Consider the following 20,133-nt stretch of genomic DNA (forward strand, 5'->3'; position numbering starts at 1 on the left):
CCATACATCTGCGCTTGCAGGCAAGGTGGCTAGGGGGTTTTTGGCAGTCCCAGTGAGAATTAAATTAGCATGAGTGTTGCCGATTGAAACTCACAGAATCTCGTTACTTTAGTGGCGAGTAGTTCAACGGTTTCTCAACAGTCGTCATTAACCTTTTACAGCGTTCATTTAAATAAGATAAACGGCTAATTTCATTTTTAAGCGTGTGGAGAACCATGGAGTCAGCTTTCATTTTTAATTCGATTGGATCATTATGAAAGGTGAGAGGTTCGTAGATAAATTTCGTTCCCTTAGCGATATACCGCTTCACCAAAATAGTAGTTAAACAGCCTATAAATAGTAATAATCCCCATGGTGCCGTTTGAATGGGCGCATAGTTAATAATTTGTATAGCTGAAATGATATCGATCAATACGGTAATGACTAAACAGATAAGTCCAATATTAATGACGAGGGCATCTTTATTTCCGGAACGTGCTTGAACAATCATGGCGACTGCAATGTAAAGAATAGATATGATATTTAGTACGCTATATGGGAGGAACATATCCTCAAGTCGAACGGGCGAGAACACGGAGATTACGGTAATCAAAGTCCAACATAAAAGATGCAGCTGCCAAAAACGACGATTGATCTTTTTAAAGCCTGGACCAAAAATTTGTTCATAAAACAGGAAGAAAAACATGCTGGCTCCATATGAAGCATATTTCATGAAAGAAGGATGCTCAATGGCAGCAGGCATTTGCCAAATAACTAATAAATTGATAGCTATCGTTGCCACGAACATGCTGAAGTAAATCAAATAAGGAAGTATGCGTTTTGGCCAGGATATAAAAAATAAACAAATGAAAATAAAACTGATAAAGAAGTACATGTATATAAAGGAATACTGGAAAAAATGAGGGATCATACTATTCTCCTATCCTGCTATTCTAAAGATAGTATATAAGACGGAGATGTTAAAACATACTATTTTCAAAAGAAATTTAGTTTATGTGTGAAGAAATTTCTGAAAAGACACAAAAGTCTAATTGTCTTTCCCGATTGTCAATGGTACCTTATTCATATAAATGGAAATACATTAAAAGAATTGTGGTGTAAATATGTCCTATTTAGTATTTAATAATGAAGATAAAAAACAATCGTATTATGAAAGCTATGATCAATCACTAAAACAATGGGATGTAGAAACGGAAAGTTTGTATATTGATACATCATTTGGAAAAACGCATGTAATTACATGTGGGCCAGAGGGCGCCCCTCCGCTTGTTTTGATTCACGGTATGACGGTAAGCTCTACTATGTGGTTTGCCAATGCCCCCGATTGGAGTCAACAGTTTAGAGTATTTGCGATTGATGTGATGGGGGACTTTGGAAAAAGTGAATGTACGAAGCCAATCTCTTCTCCTGAACATATTGATAGTTGGCTAAATGAAACACTTGATGCTTTAAATTTAAATGATATTCATCTGGTGGGACACTCAATGGGAGGCTGGATTTCTTTACAATTTAGTTTGAATTCCAACCGAGTAAAGAAATTGGCTTTACTTGCGCCCGTTATGAGTTTTGCCGGACTAAATTGGAAATTTCCTATGAAATTATTTCCGGCCATGACAGTGAAAAATTCATTTTTTATTAGGAGTTTGTTTAATTGGATGTTTGCCAAGCAAAATCAACCTGATGAAATTTTGTATCAACAATTTTACAAAGGATATAAATATGGGAAAATTCAATTGCGTATTGCGCCAAAAGTGTTTGAAAGGGACGAATTAGAAGGATTGAAACCCGATACGCTTGTACTAATTGGCGAGCAAGAAGTCGTCTATTCATCTACTAAAAAAGCCGTTGAATATGCAAACAGTTTTACAAAAATAAAAGCAAAGTTGATTCCTAATTGTTCTCATTGTCTGCCTGCCGAACAAAGAGAGATTGTAAATCAATTAGTAAAAGATTTTCTAATCAGCTAAAAAGCAGCAATAACGTTGTAGTTATACACGTCATTGCTGCTTTTTTTATGAATATATCTCCTTTGATCGCCTTTGTAATCGAATCGCCCCGATCATAATAATATTTTCTAGGAATTAAGTACTATCCGAAAGGAATTATAGACATTATGTTGAATATTATTGATATAAAAATAGTTTGTGGAGTGATGAACACACAACTTTATATAGTAGAAGTATTACCATTTTTTGGAGAATTGGAGAATGAGTATATGAAAAAACTTTTGAAAATTGCTTTAGTTAGTGTGGCTTCCCTTGTACTGATTGGAGTTGCCATGCTACTAATATTTGGCCGAGATAGTCACAGAACTTTATCTGGCAGTATACCTGAACAAATCAATCAATATCTAATGAAAAAAGATTTTCAGGGTTCAGTAGTAGTGGTGCAAAAGGGTAGTGTACTATTTGAAAAAGGATACGGGATGGCAGCACCTAATGTACCGAATACCCCAAGTACTTTATACCAAATTGCCTCCTTATCAAAGACGTTTACCGCGGTGGCCATCATGCAGCTTGGAGAGAAACAAATGCTTGAAATAGATGGGTCAATCGAAAAATACTTTCCTGAATTTCCAAATGCGGATAGTATCACTGTTGGTCATTTGCTCAGTCATAGCTCGGGAATCCCGGACTATCTGCATCCCGATTTTGAATTTGATTACGGTAAATCATGGGAGCCTGAGGAAATTGTAAACGTTGTGCGGGATACTGATTTGCTCTTTGAACCAGGTAAAAGCTTCCAATACAGTAATTCTGGATATGTGATGTTGGGACTGATTATTGAACAGGTTAGTGGTCAATCTTATGATGATTACATAATGGAGCATATTTTCATACCTAGTGGCATGCATAATTCGATGTTCGATATTCCAGAGGGAATGGCGGTAGCTAAAGGACATATTAAGGGTAAAGAGGGTCCGGTAATGGATAACTCCGCTGCATATGCTGCAGGAGATATACTCTCAACTGCTGAAGATTTGGCGCTCTTTGATCATGCCCTACGCAATCATGTACTTATTACGGAGGATACGGATGCATTAATGGCAAAAAAACACGCCTCAAAGTTCCCGTATCAATATGGTTATGGATGGTATACGCAGGATGTGATGGGTCACCATGCAGTCGGACATTCCGGTGGATATCCTAGTGGCTTCCGGCACTATGTTGCACGGCTTCTTGATGAAGACATCACAGTGATTGTGTTAAGCAATGAATTGTCAATAAATTCAAAGTCAATTAACCGTAATCTAACTTCCATCATTCTTCAAAAGCCTATTTGGATATGGGAAGAATTGTTGTAAATAGCAAGGGTACGTAGAAAGATTTCAAACAAAGTCACATCGATACACACTATTAGTAAGGAGAGGTTGCAAAGGGATATGATCTATTCGGTTATGGAATTCAGGAGGAGTACATGTGAAGGATAAAGCAATAATAGAAAGAAGATATGATATTGACTGGCTTAGGAATTTAGGGATTTTATTGTTATTCCCATTTCATTCAGCCAGGGTTTTTGATTTTTGGGATCCATTTTATGTGAAAAGTGAAAGTTTAAGTGAAGGACTTAGTTGGTTCATTGCTGCGACTAGCTTTTGGTTTATGCCCTTATTATTTTGGCTGGCTGGATCGGCTAGCTGGTATGCGTTGCAAAAACGGACTAAGTCCCAATATGTAAAAGAACGTTATGAACGTTTATTTATTCCGCTTATTGTGGGCGTTCTAATTATAGTTCCGCCGCAAGGATATTACGCATTATTACATCATACAGGTGAAGCTGGTAATTATTTTTTATTCTTAAAAGAATTTTTTCTGGATTTCAGTGATTTGTCTGGATATTTTGGAACATTCACACCGGCTCACTTATGGTTTATTCTTTATTTATTTGTACTGTCTATCGTTGCGTTGCCGATATTCTCCAAATATATGAACTTAAGTACAGTAAACATAAATAAGTTTAATAGAGTTTTAAGTAAACCGTTTGTTTTTATTTCTTTGTTCACTCTTGTATTACTATTGGCACAAGCCCTTCCAGCTCCAGGTGGTCAAAATCCATTTTACTTTATGGTCATCATTATTGCTGGGTTTCTGACTGCCAGCGATTTAAGGTATCAAGAAATGTTTAATCGCATTCGTTTTAAAACTTTATTATTAGTCATCATTTTGGTGCCGGCTCATATCATTCTCATAAATGTGAACCAGGATGCTCCTAATTTCTCGGCGATGGATATCTTTATAACATCTTTAAGGACGATGAATACGTTGTTGACATTAATCGTTATTTTGGGATATGGCAACAAAGTTTTAAACTTCCCTCACAAGGCAGTTTCTTATATGAACGAAGCGGCATTCCCGATCTATATCGTTCACCAAAGTATCTTAGTGGTGATAGGGTACTACATTATACAATTAAATTATGGGGTTTTCCTAAAGTTTCTCATCATTATGTTTTTGACTTTAGCAGTATCATTTGCATTTTATGAATTTATAATAAAGCGGATAGCCATTGCAAGAGTGTTATTTGGATTAAAAGTACAAAAAAAGATTCATGGACAGAATCAGAATCCCAATATTTTTAGATAGATATGAAAGAACTGAGCAATTTCCATTTTGCTTAGTTCTTTTCTTTTTGTAGAAATTATTCAAGATTCTTTGTATCCATGAAAAAACATAAACGCAAACTATCAAATGTATCCAGCATTTCAAATAAAAATAGAGATAGTAGACATTCCTTAATATACAAAGTAACCCATTAAAGTCATAAAGAACCAGTTCCGGACGGATTCTGGTTCTTTAAAAAGTACTCTAAATTTTAAAACCGCTATTAAGCCAACCTCATTTTAAAATCCTGATAGCCAAATTCATGCACAACCTCGTAATCTCCACTTTTATCTTTCACGACAATCGCTGGCAATGCCATACCGTTAAAAGTTGTGTTTTTTACCATGGAATAAATGGCCATATCTTCGAAAATGAGTCGATCTCCACTTTTTAATGGCTCGTCAAATGAATAATCTCCGATGACATCGCCGGCAAGGCATGTTTGCCCGCCCAATCGATATGTGAATGGCTTTTCTCCAACTTCCCCAGATCGTTGGAGCGGAGGGCGATAAGGCATTTCAAGAACATCCGGCATATGGCAAGTTGCCGATGTATCAAGAATCGCAATCTCAATTCCATTTTCAAGCGTATCAAGGACTGTCGTTACAAGAAAACCTGCATTCAGCGCAACGGCTTCGCCTGGTTCGAGATATACTTCCAACCCATACGTATCTTGCATTCTCTTAATGCATTTTTCCAGTAAGGGAATATCGTAATCTTCTCTCGTAATATGGTGGCCACCGCCGAAATTAATCCATTCCATCTGTGATAGCCACTGGCCAAACTTTTCTTCCAATGCATTAAGAGTAGTTTCCAAGTCATCCGAGTTCTGTTGGCAAAGTGTGTGGAAATGCAGTCCTGAAATACCTTCAAGCAAGTCGGGGCGGAAATGTTCTTTTTTCACACCAAATCTAGAACCGGGTGAACAAGGATCATAGATGGCATGCCCAACTTGAGTAGAGCATTCAGGATTGATGCGCAAGCCCACTTTTTTTCCTGCCTTGAGAACTTTATCTTTAAACTTTTCTACTTGTGAGAAGGAATTAAAGATGATATGATCACAAATTTCTACGATTTCTTCTAGCTCATCTTCACGATAGGCAGGGGAAAAGACGTGGTTTTCTTTTCCCATTTCTTCGTAGCCTAATCGCGCCTCGTACAAGCCGCTTGCAGTGGCACCATCTAAATACTTTCCTATTAACGGATACAATTTAAACATTGAAAATGCTTTTTGAGCCAAAATAATCTTGCATCCGGTACGTTCCCTAACCCCATTCAGGATTTTTAGGTTTTTTTCAAGTAAACCTTCATCGACTATATAGCAAGGTGATGGTAGTTCTTCAAAGCGCATATTATCTGACAAGCTCCAATTCTTTTTCTTTTTCTTTGATCGGCTCATGATCAACAAGCTCTGGATTAAAGTCTTCTTGCCATGGAAGCCCCCACTTGTTTAATGCTTCCATGAATGGATCTGGATCGAATTCTTCAATATTGTATACGCCTGGTTTGTTCCACTTTCCAGTCATCACCATCATGGCGCCAATCATGGCAGGTACACCTGTTGTATAGGAAACGGCTTGAGAACCCACTTCTTTGTAGCATTCTTCATGGTCACAAACATTGTACACATAGTATGTTTTTTCTTTTCCATCTTTTTTTCCTCTGAAAATACAGCCGATGTTTGTTTTACCTTTAGTGCGTGGTCCGAGTGAAGCTGGATCAGGCAATACTGCTTTCAAGAACTGCAGTGGAATAATTTGTTTACCTTCGAATTCAATTGGTTCAATTGAGGTCATTCCTACGTTTTCAAGACATTTTAGATGTGTAAGATAGCTTTGGCCAAATGTCATGAAGAAGCGGATGCGCTTAATCCCAGGCATGTTAACCGCAAGTGATTCAAGTTCTTCATGGTACAGCAAATACATGTCTTTCTCACCAACTTCAGGAAAGTTGTATATGCGCTTGATTTCCATTGGCTTCGTTTCAATCCATTCACCATTTTCCCAATATCTTCCGTTTGCTGAAACTTCACGGATATTGATTTCAGGATTGAAGTTCGTTGCAAAAGGATAGCCGTGGTCGCCGGCATTACAGTCAAGGATGTCTATATAATTAATTTCATCAAAATGATGTTTTAAGGCATGTGCTGAAAATACGCCTGTCACGCCAGGGTCAAAGCCGCTGCCTAAAAGTGCTGTAATCCCAGCTTTTTCAAAGCGCTCACGGTATTCCCATTGCCATTTATATTCAAATTTCGCCGTATCTTCCGGCTCATAGTTCGCTGTATCCATATAATGCGTTTTTGTTGCAAGACAAGCATCCATGATTGTCAAATCTTGATATGGTAATGCCAAGTTCATAACAATATCAGGCTTTACTTCCTCAATCAAAGCAATTAACTCATCAACATTATCCGCATCAACTTGTGCTGTTGTAATTTTCGTTTTGCCGCCATCAAGTTTTGCCTTCAAGGCATCACATTTTGATTTTGTACGACTCGCGATACAAATTTCTTCAAATACCTCACTGTTTTGAACACATTTGTGAATAGCTACGGATGCCACTCCACCACAACCGATAATAAGCGCTTTTCCCATTTTTTTACTCCCCTTACTAAATAGATTTGGTGGTACTAAGAACAGTTGCGAAACGACAAAAAAGCAAGTGAAATGACGCATTAACGCGCACAACACTTGCTTTAGATACAATATCAAATATTAAAAAGGCACACGTATACTATGACAAAATGCCATGCGCATACATCTTCCATAAAAGCCCATTATGGTAGAAGCTTTTTACTATTCAATATTCATCATGGGATCAGAGTCTATATAGCAAATAATTACTTTTACTACTCTTATTGACCGTTTCACAAGTTGTGTGCTTATGCACTGGTTGTAAAGTAACCAACTTATAAAAGTTGAGCTTTTAACTCAATCAATAAGGCAACGAAAGTCGCCAATCGGCATTTGACCCGGCTGTCCGTATGGCCTTAACTTCTTAAAGAAGTGGTCAAAACATTATCTGCTTGGAAAGACTCTAGAATATTGAACAGCGGCTTTCCAAATTAATTCTTTTTTAGATTAACAACATGTAGTGAAAATATCAATAGGAAATTTAAATTTTATCTGTAAAATAGTCCTATTTGGGGAATTTTCTGTTTGAGCATTTCCGATTAGCGTATTAAGGTTGGACCAACTAATACTCTGGGATTTGTGCCTAATGCCAATTTACTAATGTTCATGTAGCTTACTTTTCGGCATTTATTTAACAGCATTTTTAACTCCTGGAATTTGCTGTCTGTCTTTAATTTCTCAATTTCCTGCTTATAGACGGATAATACATAATCATCTTGGGATGCTGGATAGAATTTGCTTGGATCTTCGTCCATAAGCAAGGCACCCATGAATTGATAGTTATATTGAAGTTGGCGTGTAAGTAGGATAACGTTAATAAACTTTTGAAATAGAGTAGGTTTTGTTTGATTTAATTTTTCAATTTCCTGCTTCGTATCTAATAATTCATTTAAGCATGGTGCTACTAGCATGTTTATTCTCCTTTTTATAAAATTATTAATCCCAAGGCTTGTCCAATACCAGGTGAGAGACAAGATCTTTATTTTGCTCTCTTTTTAATTTCCGAATTTTATCCCGTTCTTTTCCAGTTTCAAATAAATACTTTTCCTCTTTCGTTTCCGGAATAATGCCAGGTACTTCAATCGGTCTTTTATTTTCATCAAGTGGAACAAATGTTAGAAAAGCTGTAGTGGCAATTCTCCGTTCCCCTGTTTCTAAATCTTCTGCTGTCACCTTACAGAAAATTTCCATCGACGTTTTCCCTGTAAAGCTTACGAATGATTCAATACAGACCGAATCACTTTGCCTAATGGGCTCGATAAAATTGACAGAATCAGTTGAGGCGGTGACGCATTCTTTCACCCTTGAATGTCTTCTGGCGGATAGGGTTGCACAGGCGTCCATCTTTTTCATTAAGACTCCGCCGAATAATGTATGATAATTGTTCAAATCATTAATAAGCACCTGATCGGTTTGAACAACGCGTGTTTCTTTCATTTTTTTTGCTTCCATGATATCACCCTTAATTAAGATGTATTTCAAAAATATAGTGATGTAACTTTTCATAACGGCAATTATAGTTTTATTGAATGTAAATGTACAATGCCAATCCGACATAGGATGTATAACAAGTTTGCATGAAAGCGGTTAGTATGTAATAAAACAAAAAAGATCCCAAATCATCGAGACCTTATTGTGATTGTTTATCATTCAGTTTGGTGAGTTTTAATTTAGCAAAACGAATAAATTCCTTGGCAATCTGCGATAAGTACGTATCTTTATTCCAAATAAGTGCTAAGTTCCATTCGATTGTTGGATTAGTAATAGTGATGGTATGTAAATCGCTTGTTAATTCAGTGCATGTGCTTTCTGGCAGCATCGTAATGCCAAGATTAGAAGCGACCATTTCTTCAATAAAATCTAATTGAGAGGTCTCGGAAATGATATTGGGTTTAAAACCACTTTCCCGACATGCGACTAGAATTAAATTTCTTAACTCAAAGTCTTGATTAAACATAATGAATTTTTCCCTTTTTAATTCGTCCAGTGACACTTCCTGTTTTGTCACAAAAGGATGGGAGGGAGGGACAACTAGTTTTAATGTTTCATTGATAAAGGAATAATAGTCAAGCTGATCATAGTCATCAACAAGAACGATGACACCTAAATCCAGTCGATTGTCGATTATTTTTTCCTGAATGGGCTTCGACCCATTCTCTTCCAATTGAAAAGTCACTTCCGGATATTCTTTATGGAAGGAAGCGAGAAGCTCGGAAAAAAAGAAGGAATTAGTAATGGTAGGCAGCCCGATGCGAATATGCCCCTTTTTCGGAGTGAGTAAGTTATTAAGTTCCGTCTTGAGTAAATCTACCTGTTTCACAATGAGGTGAGCATGTTTATTCAGGACGTGACCCGCATCTGTCAGGATTAGCTTTTTTCGCGCACGAACAAAAAGAGGAGTACTTAAGTCATCCTCCAATGATTTTATAATCCGGCTAAGTGCGGGTTGTGTGATATATAAATTCTCAGCGGCCTCCGTAAAACTGCCAGTACGCGCCACTTCGATAAAGTACTCTAAGTATTTTGTTTTCAATTTGCCCAACACCCTTATATGAAGAAAAATTGTTTAAACAAGTTTACCATACGATGAGAGCAAGAAAAAATAAGGTATTTTCATAAGGACAAAACCTTCGGAAGGCTCAGAAGGCTTTTATTAGATTTCCCCATAAATAACCGCTCTTAATCTAGGTTGATGGTAAGCTTCTAGGTTAGGGAGCATTTGCTGCATATATACAGCAGATAGATTTTCCTTTGGATCAATCAATACCCAAGTCCCCAATAATCCAGACCATCCAAACTCTCCGATAGAACTATTGATTCCTCCTAATGCGGGGTCTACTAATGTTCTAACGCCTAATCCGTATCCATATCCTGATAGATAACCCCAATTATACTGATCGTTATTTTCCTGAGTTAGATGGTTTGTTGCCATTAGATTAACAGTTTTTCGACCAATGATTCGCTCCCTGTCTAATTTTCCTCCGCATGCCAGCATTTGTGCAAATCTGCTGTAATCTCCTAATGTAGAAAGTAGACCGCCGCCACCGCTTTCAAATTTTGCATCAGCTTGGATGTGAGAATCCATTTCTGTATTTTTTCTTAATTTGCCGCTCTCGTCCCGAGTATAGTTGCTAGCAAGACGGTCCTTCTTATCTTCCGGAATGCGGAAAAAGGTATCTTTCATATGTAATGGTTCAAAGATTTCTTCCTGTAAAAACTGTCCAAAGGTTTTTCCAGACAAGACTTCAATGAAGGCTCCTAATACATCATGGCTTAGACCGTAGTGCCATTTCGTCCCTGGATCAAAAGCTAAAGGAATTGAAGCTAATGATTTTGCGATTGTTCTTGTTGTTAATTTTCCACCTAACTCCTGCATTGCTTTACCAACTTGTTGCTCTGTTTCATTTCCTTCTCCAGGGTATGTTAAGCCAGATGTCATCGTAAAAAGATCTTTCACGGTAATCGATCTTTTAGCGGGTGATGTGTATAATTCACCTAGTTCGTTTTTGCGGTAAACTTGGGAGTCCTTAAACTCCGGCAAATATTCCTCCAACGGATCATTCAATAAGAACAGTCCTCTTTCGTATAACATAAGGGCAGCTGTACATGTAACGACCTTAGTCATCGAGTAGATCCGATAAATCGTGTCAGACGCTATCTCTTTTTTTGTTTCGATGTCCGCGAGACCTACATAATCTTCAAAAATCGTTTCACCATTACTTGAAACGGATAGTGCACACCCCGGCGGTCCATTTTCAACGAAGCTTCTTAACAGCGGCTTTAGCTTTGATTCTAATCGATTCAATGCCAATCTCACTCCTTTTTTGTTGGTTGTTTACATGTTCTTTTTTTCCTGTATAAAACCCTTTATTTTATTTTCAAAATGTATGAGGGAAACCTTCTTTTTGCACTACCATTCAGAATCGTACATGCTAAAATTAAGGAAGGATAAACAAAATGGAATTGCAAAATATAGCCTACGTATTATTGGTATATGTTTGCGGGTACTTGCTAATGATCTGATAATGATTTTGTTCAAGGCCGAACGCAAATAATAATCTTTCTGGGGACGATAAGGCAGTGGTCTGAGGAATCTCATACTTTAGTAGTGAGTAGTTTAATTTAATAGATGTTATATGATATTTTTAAAAGACTGATAAAATTTTGATGTGTTCTGAGTGAGGTGCATGATTAAAAGGGTATGAAAAATTTTCCGGAAGAACTAAAAACGTTATTATCAGATAAAGGTTTATCGAAAGAAGGAATTATTAACTGGCAGTACTGTGACCGCGGCATAGAAGGTGGTTTTGCCGATACATATTTGATTCTCACGAAGGAATCGCTTTATCGATTATCAAGCGATGATAAAAAGATTAAGGAAAAGGTTTTTAAAGGATATGAAGCATCCGATAAGAAAAAGAAGTTTTCTAGTCTTATAGAAGCGGATAAATTCAAGATAGACAAATTTAAGCTTGAAGAAATTGATAGTGCTTACACTGTGAATCTCATTGCCTCAGGGCTCATTGTCATAAAAGCCCCCGAGGAAAAGGCGATTGCCGCGATGACAAATGGATATATGGGTGATGCAACAAAATTTGTGTCTACTATCACGAAACTTAAAAATAATGAAACGATTGACATGCATGAAGAGGATGACGCACATAAAATCGCCTGCCCAAAATGTGGGTTGATCTATCCTGAGCATGGCCGGCAAGTATGTCCAAAATGTCTAAAAAAAGGTGCTATCTTTGGAAGGCTGTTAGGATTTACAACGAATTATAAATGGTCTCTTTTCTTTATTATTTTTTTCATGTTGCTAAATTCAGCAACCGGGCTTGCCATCCCTTACTTTCAAGGTACGGTACTATTTGACCAAGCGTTAGGGGGAACTGGTCAGTTTGCCGGAAAAATTGCCCTCGTTATTTTAATCATCATTGTTTTCCGGACATTGTCGCTCGTATTCGGAGTATTGTTTGGTGTAATCAATGCCCGCATGGCCGCAAATATTGTCTTTGATCTAAAATCGAACATTTTTACATCCATGCAAAGGTTGTCTTTATCATTTTTTCAAAAAAGGCAAACAGGACAATTGATGACGAGAGTAAATGATGATGCGAATGAGCTGCAATTTTTCTTTGTTGATGGGATCCCGTATTTTGTTGTAAATGCGATAAATATTATCGGGGTTACGGCCATTCTTCTTGTGATGGATTGGAAACTTACACTCATTTGTTTGATTCCTTTGCCTTTTGTCGTTCTATTGATTCGCTGGGTATTTCCAAAATTATGGCGGATGTCATGGAAAAGGCATAGAAGGGCAAGTGCTATGAACTCCATTATTAGTGATACAGTGCGTAGTGCAAGGATTGTTAAAGCCTTTGGTAAAGAAAAAGTGGAGATCAATCGTTTTCAAGGTGCAAATGTTTCTTTTTCCGCTGCTGAACAAAGATTTAACAAGACAAGCAGTACAATTTTTCCAATTATTAATATGTTAACGCAAATAGGCGGAGTATTGATATGGGCATTTGGCGGCTGGAAAGTAATGGGTGGAGACATGACGTTCGGAGAAATCATGACATTCATTACGTATATTTACATGCTATTTGGTCCAATTCAATTCATGAATAATATTGCTGGCTGGTGGTCTTACTGCATGGCAGCTGCACAGCGAATCTTTGAAATTCAGGATGCTGTTCCAGAAATAACTGAAAAAGAAGATGCCCTCCATTTGGAGAAACTTAAAGGAGACATCACGATATCAAATATCAACTTCAATTATGAGCCGAATAAACCGATACTGCAGGACGTATCGCTTGTTGCAAAACAAGGGCAAATGATTGGTATTGTTGGACCTTCGGGAGCGGGTAAATCGACACTCGTGAACTTAATATCGCGGCTTTACGATGTAAACGAAGGTGAAATAAAGATTGACGGGATGAATGTAAAAGATTTAGCAACGGATACTTTACGAAATAATATTGGGATTGTATCGCAGGAAGTATATGTGTTTATCGGAACTATAGCGGAAAACATTGCATATGCGAATCCAGATTGTTCGCTTGAAGAGATTATATATGCAGCAAAAATTGCAAACGCCCATGATTTCATTGAGAATCTTCCGGAAGGCTATGATACGGTTGTCGGTACTGGAGGATATAATTTGTCAGGCGGTGAAAAGCAAAGGATCTCGATTGCCAGGGCGATTTTGCATGATCCGAAAATATTAATACTGGATGAAGCTACTGCCTCACTAGACACGAAGACAGAATTGCAAATCCAGGAAGCGCTGGAATCACTCGCAGAAGGAAGAACGACAATCGCAATTGCCCATCGATTATCGACATTGCGAAATGCAGACTATTTATATGTGATGGAGAACGGGAAGGTCGTTGAGGACGGAACCCATGAAGAGCTTATGGATAAAGATGCCAAGTACGCTGGCATGGTGAAAAAGCACGAAGAGGCTTTAAAGATGAAAGAGGCGATCTAAATGACGAAGGTAGATATGGGCCATGGTAGTCAAGGGCTGGCCGAACCGAAATCAGACCTAGCCGAAGCGGCTAAAATGACGTATTTAACAACAGAAAATGCAGTGTTTTTAGAGACGGAAGGGCATATGCTCACGGTTCACGTAGATGGGGAGGTACATCCTGCCGTATATTTACATTGTTCTTTTCCGCATATGAATAATAGAATCTTTATTTCTGTAAGAACGGGTGAAAATGAAGAAATCGGCATCATAAAATCCTTGGATGATTTTCCGAGTGATATCGTAAGTTTATTGGAGGAACATATTAACTTGCGCTATTTTGCGCCAGAAATTACAAAAATTAATAAAATAAATGAAGAATTTGGCTATTCCTATTGGGAGACGGAAACAAGTTCCGGAACCTGCTATTTTACCGTTCGGTCGGGCAGAGGAAATGTCACTGTCGTTACGGCAAATAGAGTGTTGATTACAGATGTAGATGGAAATCGTTTCATCATTAAAGACGTTACGGCCTTAACAGATAAAGAATACCGAATGGTGGAAATGTTAATGAGCTAAGAAAAGCGAAAGCGCCTGCCCATCGACGTACAAACTTCAGGTCCTTTGACTGAGATAAAGGAAACACGGCGAGGAACGAGTCGATGTTGACTTATCGCAGGGAAAAGGACAAGAAGTTTGCTAGTCGATAGGCGCTTATAGCTGGACAAAGAAAAGCGAAAGCGCCTGCCCATCGACGTATAATTGCAGGTCCTTTTACTTACGCAAGAGAAAAGGACAGGAAGTTTACTAGTCGATAGCCGCTATAGCTAGACAAAGGAAAGCAAAACAGATCCATTTTTTAAAAGGGAGCTATTATGAACCTAAACTATGAACTTTCAAATGAAGATCGGTTGGCTGTTCAACAAGAGATAGGGGAAAGGCTTCATTATTGTGTGCCTGCCGACTTATCCCTTACTGGACGAAGAACGTTAGGGTACTTTGTAATTGGTGATGAAAAATGGGCTTATGTTGAAGCTGGAAGCGTAAGAGAAAGTGGTCTAATAGCCGAAGCACACGACTACAAGGTCATTCCGCTAGTTGGAAATGCGATTCTTGAAGCAACTGATGAGCTTGGCAAGCGAATCATTGTAAGAGTCTCGATGGAACATATTGCGCGGTTTTCCTATATTGCTCAAATATTAAACTATATGGCCGCGAAAAGTGAAATTCGCATCTACAATGAAGAGGAAGAACGAGTATGCTCGAATTGTGGCAGCAGGATCCATCAAACTACAAGAGTTTGTCCGAAGTGTATGAACAAAGCGGCGGTATTAAAAAGGCTATTAGGCGTATCTAAATCCCATTGGCGAATGCTTGTACTAGGGTTATTCATTTTATTTATTACATCAGCTATCACGTTATTAGGGCCTTATTTTCAAAAGTTGCTCGTTAACTCCTCGCTCCAGCCGCCGGAAGGGCAAAGTCCAAGTTTGCCAATGTTTTTTATTGCTATTGGCGGTATTCTATTTTCACTAGTGGGTGGGGAGCTTTTAAATGTGGCAAAAGGCCGTGTCATGGCGACCGTAGGTTCAACGATTGCTGCAGATTTACGAAAGCTTGTGTATGAAAAAATCCAAAACCTTTCGCTTGGCTTTTTAACATCGCAAAGAGCAGGCGATCTGATGAATCGCGTCACTTCTGACACGAATCGAATTAGAAGGCTGATTGAAGAGGTCTTTACAACGGCTATTTATCAGATGATCATGCTCATAGCGGTAACGATTCTCCTACTTATGACAGACTGGCGCTTAGCCTTAATCGTGCTGCTGCCTGCACCGTTTGTAGCCTATTTGCAGTTTATGACATGGCGGGTGATCGTCAGAAGGCTCTTCACGAAGCAATGGAGGATATTTGACAAGGCGAATTCCTATCTTCATGACGTACTAAGCGGAATAAGAGTCGTCAAAACTTTTGGTAAGGAAGGGCGCGAAATCAAGCGATTTAGACAATATAATACGGATTATGCGGCGGCAGCCTTTAAAGCGGAAAAAGTATATGCTGTATTAACACCAATCTCAACGTATTTACTCCAAATCAGTACTTATTTTGTATTATTAGTAGGGTGTAATATGAATCTAAAAGGCAATCTAAACCTTGGGGAGCTTGTTCAATTTACAGGATATGCAAGTATGATTTTTGGGCCGCTCGCTTGGATGATGAATATGCCAAGGTGGGTCGCCAATGCCGCTATCGCCATTGATCGGATTTTCTCAGTGATTGATGAAGATCCTGAGATTTTTGATAAGGATACATCCATACAGCATTCAATCCACGGTACGATCCAATTTAATGATGTAACATTTGGTTACAAGTCTTATGAACCAGTTTTGAAGCATATTAACTTTGAGATAAAGCCTGGGGAAATGATAGGGCTTGTCGGGCATTCCGGTTCGGGAAAATCAACGCTTATTAATCTAGTTTCCCGCTTCTATGATGTTAACGAAGGAGAAATTCTGATAGATGGCATCGATATAAGGACGATTAAACAGGAAGAGATGCGTTCACAAATAGGTGTGGTCCTCCAAGAAACGATGCTGTTTAGAGGTTCAATCATGGAAAATATTCGTTATTCCAAGCCGGAGGCCACGATGGAAGAAGTCATTCAGGCTGCTAGGATCGCAAACGCCCATGATTTTATTATTAAATTACCAGATGGATATGATACGAGATTAGAAGAAAACGGCAATAATATATCAGGGGGAGAGCGGCAGCGAATTACGATTGCTCGAGCCGTGCTCCATAATCCAAAAATCTTAATATTGGACGAAGCGACCGCCTCTCTAGATATTGACACCGAAACAGCCATTCAGGAAGCGTTGCAGCGGATTACGAAAAACCGCACAACGATCGCCATCGCCCATAGGCTTTCTACCCTAAAGAACGCTGATAGACTCTTTGTCCTTAATAAAGGGGAGATCGCAGAGATTGGAACACATCAAGAGCTGATGCAAAAACAGGGGATTTATTATGGCTTGATAATGGCGCAGCGAAATATGACGAAAGCAAAGGCGAAAACAGGATGAAACGTTAGCGTAAATCCTTCGCCTTTTAGTTGAAAAATCTTTAAAAAGCCTCCCTGCAAGTATTAGGGAGGCGAGATTATTTTTAAACTTTATACTCTATTATGCTACCTTTATAATTCTTGTAGATAGGTTGGGAATGTCCGAATACAAATTATGTATAAAATCGCTATCTAAAGTCGCTAAAAAGTCATAATCGTTTGAATGTGCTATTGCTAGATGGAATGAATCAATAATATCCAACTGTAATAATCGCATGTTCGATTTAGCTACTTGATAATGTGGTTCATATTTCGAGTCAAGAATATCAATATTAAATTCAAGATCTAAACTCATTCCGTTAGTAAAAGATTCAAACACGTTTATAGCATGATTATAAAAAATATCAAGGTTATTTCTCTTAATTTCGTTTTCTTTAGCAATCTTTATTAATTCTGATATATTTACATTGACTTCATTGTTATAAAGACGCATGATTTGTTCCTTTTTAGCTACAGAGTACAAGTACCTTGCAGAGTCTAAATTTAATAACTGCTCTTTTTGTTTAACGGATAATTTCTCATAGCCATTTTTAGTTTGGTTAATTAATTTGTTATTTTCATGGAAAACTTGTAGAGCACCTAAGATTAGCATTTGAAATATACGATTTATAACTTCTGCAACTGTATGATTGCTAATACCTAGAGTAACTTCAGGGTATTCAGCCCAAGTATCTAATACTCTTGCAACATCGGGGCGTCGGTTATCTGATTTATCTAAAAGGTTAAAATAAAACAAGCATCCAAATAAATAGATGCCCCAGAATAATCTTCTGAATCTATTTTTTCACCATCAATGATAAAATCCATACTTATCTCCCTTGTTTATGAAGATCAGATAACGTGCGTCCAAAAGCTCCGTAAACACCTATAGAATCCGAAATCTCAAGTGCACTTTTCTTCTTTTTATTTTTTATAACTAAGTCTGACTGATTTTCATTTATTTTTTTTCGAGGCAATGCCTGTGGAATAGCCATGACTTTTACCCCCTTTTCATCATTATCTACTACCTCCTTACTTCTATACCCATCCATTAAAATCCTCCTTATAAACAATTATTTATTATCTTTTCCCTTTCTCCTTATAAATAATCATATATTCAGGAATACGAAGGGATACAAGGATGTTATAAAATTTATTTTATGTTTTTTAAATTTTTCCTGAATGATTCTGCTCTAATAATGTAAGGAGGTTCGATTTGTAAAATACAGGTATTGTTAATAAAGCCATAAAAGGTGATGAGAAAGCATTTTGGATATCAAAATGACTAGCCCGTAACTCCATGAATAAAAAGGAGTTACGGGCTGCTTGATTGTAATTTTAATCAATGGAAAGGATCCCTTCTTTTCCTTGCTCCACTTTCCCGAGTTTTTTAACATTCATTTTCGTTAAATTCGTAAAAATAATCGGTGTAATTGCTGATGTTGCATTCTTTTTTATATAGTCCAAGTTAAAGGTCAGTATTTCTTGACCCTTAGATACGTTATCGCCTTCTTTTACATGTGAAGTAAAGCCTTCTCCTTTCAGATTGACGGTATCAATTCCGACATGGATCAATATTTCATATCCTTGTTTCGATCTAATGCCGATCGCATGCTTTGTCGGGAAAACATTCAAAATTTCACCATCAACCGGAGAGGCGACTGCTCCTTTTTCAGGAATAATCGCGAATCCATCGCCCATCATTTTCTGGGAGAAGACCTGATCTGGAACGTCTGTAAGGGGAATGACTTCTCCTGTAATTGGCATGACAAAATCATGTTCGTTTAATGGTAGCAGCTGATTTATATCTGGGACTTCATAGGTATCGGATTCAGTAAATGTTACATGATCCATATCCATCTTTTTCATAGCGTCTGCTACGAATTCAACATCTGTCCCTACGACAACTTGCAGATTTGTCTTGCTTAGCTTAGATATTCCTTTTGCCCCATGCGCTTTAAGAGCGCTATCCCGTACTTTATCCATGTCCCTTATATTCAAACGGAGTCGCGTTGTACAGTTGTCAATAGCGGTAATATTATCGTGGCCGCCAAGGTCTTGAATGAATTGATAAGCCATCCGCTCATACTTATTATCAGATGGACTTAAAACGTTATCCTCTTCAATAATCTCTTCATCCTCACGCCCTGGGGTTTTAAGATTTAACGCTTTAATTAAAAGGTAGAAGATGATGAAATAGATAGCTGCGTAAATTAATCCGATAAGCAATAAAAGACCGGGTTTCGTAGCGATATTAAAGTTTAATAAATAATCAATTCCTCCTGCTGAAAATGTAAATCCATCTTTAATTCCAAGTGTTGTGGTCAGCCATAATGATATCCCAGTTAAAACGGCGTGGACACCATATAAGAGTGGCGCTACATACATAAAGGAAAATTCAATCGGCTCCGTAATCCCCGTGATAAAAGAAGTTAATGCAAGACTAATAAACATCCCAAAAACGGCTTTCCTTCGCTCACGTTTCGCTGCCGCAATAATAGCAAAAGCGGCCGCAGGCAACCCAAACATCATAATCGGGAAGAAGCCTGTCATGTAAGTTCCGGCTGTTGGGTCTTTAGCAAAGAATCTTGCGATATCCCCTGTTTTTCCGTTAAATTCACCGAATTGGAACCAAAATAAATTGTTTAAAACATGGTGAAGACCTAGCGGAATGAGCAAACGATTAAAGAATCCGAACAAACCTGCTCCAGCCGCGCCAAGCCCAATAATCCAGTTTCCTAAACCATCTATAGCATTTTGAACGGGGGGCCATCCAAATCCTGCAATAAACGCCAAAATGACCATAACAAGTGATGTGATAATCGGTACAAAGCGCCTGCCACCGAAGAAACCTAACCAATCGGGAAGTTTTATATCGTGGAATCGGTTATATAATGAACCTGCGATAATGCCTGCAATAATTCCACCAAGAACGCCCATATTAATTGTGTCATTCAACGACTTTGCACCTTCTGTCAGCACCAAATATCCGATAGCGCCCGCCAAAGCGGCAGCTCCATTATTATCCTTCGCGAACCCAATGGCAACACCAATCGCGAAGATTAAGGCAAGATTTTCAAATACAGCATTCCCGGAATTGGCAAGAAACGGTATATCTAATAAATCAGGTTGTCCGAAACGCAAAAGCAGCCCTGCAGCAGGCAAAACCGCAATTGGAAGCATTAATGCCTTACCAATTCGTTGTAAAAAACCAAGCATGAATAATTCCTCCTAAATAAGAAAATGAACAATTTAGCATTCTGTTTAATATGTAAGTCCTTTACCCACTTTAATAAAGAAAAAATCAGAAGCTCGTTTTAAAACTAT

Annotated in this window: 16 protein-coding genes; 6 read left to right on the forward strand and 10 right to left on the reverse strand. The window is 38.1% G+C overall.

All coding sequences use genetic code 11. The features are described 5' to 3' along the window. Nucleotides 1-103: 103 nt before the first annotated feature. Nucleotides 104-910, reverse strand: a complete 807-nt coding sequence (locus NQ185_RS18665) for a 7TM diverse intracellular signaling domain-containing protein (protein WP_257583570.1) — start codon at nucleotides 908-910, stop codon at nucleotides 104-106. A gap of 193 nt (nucleotides 911-1,103) precedes the next feature. On the opposite strand from NQ185_RS18665, the gene NQ185_RS18670 reads away from it, so the two are divergent. From NQ185_RS18670 to NQ185_RS18680, 3 genes are all read left to right on the forward strand, one after another. Beyond that, nucleotides 1,104-1,967 (forward strand): alpha/beta fold hydrolase, encoded by an 864-nt coding sequence (locus NQ185_RS18670; RefSeq protein WP_257583571.1) that lies wholly within the window; start codon nucleotides 1,104-1,106, stop codon nucleotides 1,965-1,967. A 146-nt stretch (nucleotides 1,968-2,113) separates the two neighbouring features. Beyond that, the gene (locus NQ185_RS18675; protein ID WP_257583572.1) at nucleotides 2,114-3,304 is read left to right on the forward strand and encodes a serine hydrolase domain-containing protein; all 1,191 of its coding nucleotides are present in this window, start codon (nucleotides 2,114-2,116) and stop codon (nucleotides 3,302-3,304) included. 115 nt (nucleotides 3,305-3,419) lie between these two features. Further along, nucleotides 3,420-4,583 carry an acyltransferase family protein gene (locus tag NQ185_RS18680; RefSeq protein ID WP_257583573.1) on the forward strand — a complete coding sequence of 388 codons (1,164 nt, stop codon included), beginning with the start codon at nucleotides 3,420-3,422 and terminating at the stop codon, nucleotides 4,581-4,583. Between the two features lie 241 nt (nucleotides 4,584-4,824). Here NQ185_RS18680 and nspC read toward each other — a convergent pair whose 3' ends face one another. The 6 genes from nspC to NQ185_RS18710 form a co-directional block, all read right to left on the reverse strand. Next, nucleotides 4,825-5,952 carry a carboxynorspermidine decarboxylase gene (gene nspC, locus NQ185_RS18685; RefSeq protein WP_257583621.1) on the reverse strand — a complete coding sequence of 376 codons (1,128 nt, stop codon included), beginning with the start codon at nucleotides 5,950-5,952 and terminating at the stop codon, nucleotides 4,825-4,827. Nucleotide 5,953: 1 nt separating this feature from the next. Next, on the reverse strand, nucleotides 5,954-7,198 hold the full coding sequence (locus NQ185_RS18690; protein WP_257583574.1) for a saccharopine dehydrogenase family protein: 1,245 nt from the start codon (nucleotides 7,196-7,198) through the stop codon (nucleotides 5,954-5,956). A gap of 578 nt (nucleotides 7,199-7,776) precedes the next feature. Continuing rightward, complete coding sequence (locus NQ185_RS18695; RefSeq protein ID WP_257583575.1) at nucleotides 7,777-8,148, reverse strand: hypothetical protein; 372 nt, start codon at nucleotides 8,146-8,148, stop codon at nucleotides 7,777-7,779. Nucleotides 8,149-8,173: 25 nt separating this feature from the next. Further along, the gene (locus tag NQ185_RS18700; RefSeq protein ID WP_257583576.1) at nucleotides 8,174-8,689 is read right to left on the reverse strand and encodes an acyl-CoA thioesterase; all 516 of its coding nucleotides are present in this window, start codon (nucleotides 8,687-8,689) and stop codon (nucleotides 8,174-8,176) included. Nucleotides 8,690-8,867: 178 nt separating this feature from the next. Beyond that, nucleotides 8,868-9,770, reverse strand: coding sequence for a LysR family transcriptional regulator (locus tag NQ185_RS18705; RefSeq protein WP_257583577.1), 903 nt, complete (start codon nucleotides 9,768-9,770; stop codon nucleotides 8,868-8,870). Nucleotides 9,771-9,890: 120 nt separating this feature from the next. After that, nucleotides 9,891-11,042 (reverse strand): serine hydrolase domain-containing protein, encoded by a 1,152-nt coding sequence (locus NQ185_RS18710; protein ID WP_257583578.1) that lies wholly within the window; start codon nucleotides 11,040-11,042, stop codon nucleotides 9,891-9,893. Nucleotides 11,043-11,438: 396 nt separating this feature from the next. On the opposite strand from NQ185_RS18710, the gene NQ185_RS18715 reads away from it, so the two are divergent. The 3 genes from NQ185_RS18715 (at nucleotide 11,439) to NQ185_RS18725 (ending at nucleotide 16,789) form a co-directional block, all read left to right on the forward strand. After that, the gene (locus NQ185_RS18715) at nucleotides 11,439-13,727 is read left to right on the forward strand and encodes an ABC transporter ATP-binding protein (RefSeq protein ID WP_257583579.1); all 2,289 of its coding nucleotides are present in this window, start codon (nucleotides 11,439-11,441) and stop codon (nucleotides 13,725-13,727) included. Beyond that, entirely contained in the window at nucleotides 13,728-14,285 is a 558-nt protein-coding gene (locus tag NQ185_RS18720) for a DUF1854 domain-containing protein (protein ID WP_257583581.1), read from the forward strand. It abuts the gene before it with no gap. Nucleotides 14,286-14,581: 296 nt separating this feature from the next. After that, nucleotides 14,582-16,789 carry an ABC transporter ATP-binding protein gene (locus NQ185_RS18725; RefSeq protein ID WP_257583582.1) on the forward strand — a complete coding sequence of 736 codons (2,208 nt, stop codon included), beginning with the start codon at nucleotides 14,582-14,584 and terminating at the stop codon, nucleotides 16,787-16,789. 99 nt (nucleotides 16,790-16,888) lie between these two features. On the opposite strand, the gene NQ185_RS18730 is transcribed toward NQ185_RS18725, so the two are convergent. From NQ185_RS18730 to nagE, 3 genes are all read right to left on the reverse strand, one after another. After that, entirely contained in the window at nucleotides 16,889-17,563 is a 675-nt protein-coding gene (locus NQ185_RS18730; RefSeq protein WP_257583583.1) for a hypothetical protein, read from the reverse strand. 73 nt (nucleotides 17,564-17,636) lie between these two features. Further along, nucleotides 17,637-17,858, reverse strand: coding sequence for a hypothetical protein (locus tag NQ185_RS18735; RefSeq protein ID WP_257583584.1), 222 nt, complete (start codon nucleotides 17,856-17,858; stop codon nucleotides 17,637-17,639). A 286-nt stretch (nucleotides 17,859-18,144) separates the two neighbouring features. Continuing rightward, nucleotides 18,145-20,025, reverse strand: a complete 1,881-nt coding sequence (gene nagE / locus NQ185_RS18740) for an N-acetylglucosamine-specific PTS transporter subunit IIBC (RefSeq protein WP_257583586.1) — start codon at nucleotides 20,023-20,025, stop codon at nucleotides 18,145-18,147. Nucleotides 20,026-20,133 lie beyond the last annotated feature (108 nt).

The sequence above is a fragment of the Lederbergia panacisoli genome (assembly GCF_024626525.1).
Lineage (GTDB): Bacteria > Bacillota > Bacilli > Bacillales > Bacillaceae_C > Lederbergia > Lederbergia panacisoli.